Genomic DNA, 3,183 nt, shown 5'->3' with positions numbered 1-3,183 from the left:
CTATCATTAATTTCTGACGGAATTAAGATAGTAATTGCTGAGAAAGACGGCCTAAATCTGGTATTTGGCAATAAGCATTCGAAAAGTCGATTATAATTTTTAAAGTGAATAGCTGATTATTCAGCTATTCACTTTATTTTATCAAAAAACGTTCAATATGTTTTTATCAAACGCACAGGTAGAACATTTTCTAAAGATCGGACTGGCTGTTGATGGATCGAATGGGGGGTTAATTATAGGCCCAGCACATTCAGAGGGTGGCATAGATTTATTTTGGGATACTGATAAAGGGTTTACGCACAACGCTGAAGTTGAAGGATGGGAATATTTTCTAAATCCGGGGGCCTCTGCATACTATCAAAACACTTTTAAGGAAATCAACAACCATCAACAGGATAAAACTGATTCTTTTGATGAATACAGCTTTTTACCAAATATTCGCGTAATAGACTGTAGGATAAAGCCCGAACTTTCGAGTTCCGGAAGGAAAGCTAAAATTATCATACTGAGGGGCGCTCCGCAGAGTATTTGCAACAAATATTCCACTAAACTACATTTGAAAAAATTAAACGATATGAATAGGGGAGTGGGTTTTAAATACGATATTGATACCCCCTTGACCGCAAGAAGATTATTTGCGATTCAAATGGATAACCAGCAAGTAATAGAAGAATTTCAGCTGCATAGATAATTGCCAGTTTAAGTATCAAAAAACGTTCACTTTTCACATATGAAGATATTGGAACTTATCAAGGCTGGTTTGGGTATACTATTGGTATCGGTACCCATATGGGCAGCAGGAATGTTTTTCCTTCAATTCAACGATATGGTTCATCCGAAGTATGATGAAGATGTGACCCTGCTTTGGATATCAAGAAGCGGCCTATTTTTAGGCCTTTCTGCCATCGCTGGTGCATATTTGCTTAGTAAAGTACGATTGAAAAGGAGAGATGGGCTAAATTAATAACCAACACATTTTTCAAAAAACGTTCAATAATATGGCATTACCTTACTCCGAAGTTGTGAATGCGATTGATGTTTTAAGACAGGTTGTCCCTGATCTGCACGGTATATCTTTCACTGAATCCTTTGAGAAAGAGAACTATGAAGTGGCGAGTACGAGCGGTTTAAAGAAGATTGATTGGCCTGTGAATAAATTATTTGGTGAAGGCCGTAAACAAGACGGATGGGAAAGCATATGGGTCTGTATCGAAAATATCACCCCCGATCAGCTTCAATTATTTGAGGTGTTGAAAAACACCGTTGGTAATTCTGGCTTTACTTCCGAAAGGGATGATGATACGGAAGGCCGAAATATTACTATGATCGGGTTCTTTTAACCAACGTTCCAGTAAATTAATTTCAAAAAACGTTACATTAATATAGCTCGCAAAAGTCAACATTCATTCGCTGAGCCCCGAAGTATCAAAAAAGAGTAATAAATGGATAAAGACACCTTACAAAAGGAAATACAGGCTAATTTCAGTATCGCTTCGTGGGAAGCCTATAGGGAAATAAGAGATTCCTATCTGATTGTGCTGCATGGTAAGTATGATTCATTAAGGGATGAAATTTGTAAGTGCATTACATTTAAATGTTTTCAGGCAAGTATTACCTTGACCAATCATTTGCTGGAATTATTATTGAAAGACAGCCTAATTTTTAAGGATTGTGGTTTCGCGAAATTGGATAGCCCTGAGAAACTTGACATTTACGGGAGAGCTGTTGATAAGTTTGATAACCTAGAACTTAGTGTTACGATTAACAGGGCCAGAACTGCTGATATTATTACTCGTGACGAAAAAAAGAAGTTACATGAGTTCAGGGAAAAGTTTAGGAACGCTTATAGCCACGCGCAAAAGAAGAAGATCTTTAATGACCAACCCCGCGTTAACTTTGTAATGGCCAACTTTGATAGCCCCACTATATCCGAGGTTAAGAGTGTACCAGCGAGTGATTTCTTTCTGGCGCATGGAGAAATGCAAGCAGCAATGGCGTCAAATGATGCCATTCCCTACTTTCTGTATGTAGATAGAATATTATGTAGGGAGGAGGTAAAAAGGCATCCGGACATATTGGAAAAACCAGAATTATATAAAAGGCATTTTAATTTGTAGTGGTAGTGTCAATCAGCCTTAATATATTAAGGCTGATTGACACTACCAATGTTATAATTTCAAAAAACGTTCACTATGGCTACCATTAATAGCGTTCTCAGTATGACTTCTACATCATTTCTAATATCTGTTGAAGGACGTGATTATATCGTGTTGCCTGATGGATCCGGGGAGAGAATGTTTTATAGAGTTCAGATTGATGAGAATGTTGTAGTTTTTGCTTCTAATGAGTCGGGATCAATTATTCCTATCAGTAAAGCTTCTATGGATCTTTTCCATAGCATAGCTATGGGAATCGAAAGTTATTTTGCATAAAAAGGTGGCTTAACTAGCTAAAATTATGTAATATGAATATTGTTGTGCAAAAGCGCCCCGATCCAACCGCCCCTGACAAAGTTCACGAAGTGACTGTCACTAATCAACTAAACATTGGAATTAAAAAATGTCTTTATGAAGCGCTGCTACCTTTGAAGTCGGAGATAGACAAATATCCCGACCACAAAATCATTTTTACAAATGAAGATCAGTTGGGCGTTATGGGGCTTCCACCACAGATAGTATATCAAATCGAATATATTTTTACAACAACGGATTGGCTAAAATTATAACAGAAACGTTAATTAAGTGTTATTCAATTATTGGATCAATATGCGGTTTATTAACATTGTTTGGGAGTCTTTATTTTCGATACGGTTTTTCATGCGTCTCTTTATAGGAGGAAGAACCTATCCGTTACCGTTAGCCCGGTAGCGGATTTCTATTATTATCAGTAAACGTTCTTTATTTGTTTCAAATGCAGCGATACCCAGTAGTAGGGCCTTGATTTAGCTGGGTATAATTCATGTCTGCACAAAGTTCGGGCGGATGGTCGGAAAGTGCATCAACGAAGCCGTTTCTTAAAGCAGTACCAATTAAGGCAGGGGAATATCCTGCACCAGCTACATCAGAAGGGCAGCGGCATCTTCCACGCATTTACAACGGCAACGAAGTGCACATTTGCGACCCTTGCCGCCCGGCGAATGTTCCATCATTAATTATTAAAATAATTACTATGGGAAAGTTAACT

At 37.9% G+C, this 3,183-nt stretch carries 7 protein-coding genes; all 7 read left to right on the top strand.

What is annotated here, in order from left to right:
• Positions 1–157: 157 nt before the first annotated feature.
• Positions 158–691: a hypothetical protein gene (locus AC1DP6_RS36305; RefSeq protein ID WP_477059283.1), complete on the top strand. Its 534-nt coding sequence runs from the start codon at positions 158–160 to the stop codon at positions 689–691.
• Positions 692–730: 39 nt separating this feature from the next.
• A complete protein-coding gene (locus AC1DP6_RS36300; RefSeq protein WP_477059282.1) occupies positions 731–964 on the top strand; it encodes a hypothetical protein in 234 nt (77 codons plus the stop codon).
• A 34-nt stretch (positions 965–998) separates the two neighbouring features.
• Positions 999–1,340: a hypothetical protein gene (locus tag AC1DP6_RS36295; protein ID WP_477059281.1), complete on the top strand. Its 342-nt coding sequence runs from the start codon at positions 999–1,001 to the stop codon at positions 1,338–1,340.
• Between the two features lie 102 nt (positions 1,341–1,442).
• Positions 1,443–2,117, top strand: a complete 675-nt coding sequence (locus AC1DP6_RS36290; RefSeq protein ID WP_477059280.1) for a hypothetical protein — start codon at positions 1,443–1,445, stop codon at positions 2,115–2,117.
• Positions 2,118–2,192: 75 nt separating this feature from the next.
• Positions 2,193–2,432 carry a hypothetical protein gene (locus tag AC1DP6_RS36285; protein ID WP_477059279.1) on the top strand — a complete coding sequence of 80 codons (240 nt, stop codon included), beginning with the start codon at positions 2,193–2,195 and terminating at the stop codon, positions 2,430–2,432.
• Positions 2,433–2,464: 32 nt separating this feature from the next.
• Positions 2,465–2,725, top strand: a complete 261-nt coding sequence (locus AC1DP6_RS36280) for a hypothetical protein (RefSeq protein WP_477059278.1) — start codon at positions 2,465–2,467, stop codon at positions 2,723–2,725.
• A 233-nt stretch (positions 2,726–2,958) separates the two neighbouring features.
• The coding region (locus tag AC1DP6_RS36275; protein WP_477059277.1) for a hypothetical protein at positions 2,959–3,183 on the top strand (225 nt) is incomplete at its 3' end.

This window comes from Chitinophaga sp. 01L420, assembly GCF_056399985.1.
Note: the sequence above shows the minus strand (reverse complement) of the source record. Positions and strands in the feature narration are given on the sequence as shown.

What these genes read in the sequence shown, in the direction of transcription:
- AC1DP6_RS36285 (WP_477059279.1), top strand. Translation starts at nt 2,193, where the DNA reads ATGGCTACCATTAATAGCGTTCTCAGTATGACTTCTACATCATTTCTA.
- AC1DP6_RS36280 (WP_477059278.1), top strand. Translation starts at nt 2,465, where the DNA reads ATGAATATTGTTGTGCAAAAGCGCCCCGATCCAACCGCCCCTGACAAA.
- AC1DP6_RS36305 (WP_477059283.1), top strand. Translation starts at nt 158, where the DNA reads ATGTTTTTATCAAACGCACAGGTAGAACATTTTCTAAAGATCGGACTG.
- AC1DP6_RS36290 (WP_477059280.1), top strand. Translation starts at nt 1,443, where the DNA reads ATGGATAAAGACACCTTACAAAAGGAAATACAGGCTAATTTCAGTATC.
- AC1DP6_RS36300 (WP_477059282.1), top strand. Translation starts at nt 731, where the DNA reads ATGAAGATATTGGAACTTATCAAGGCTGGTTTGGGTATACTATTGGTA.
- AC1DP6_RS36295 (WP_477059281.1), top strand. Translation starts at nt 999, where the DNA reads ATGGCATTACCTTACTCCGAAGTTGTGAATGCGATTGATGTTTTAAGA.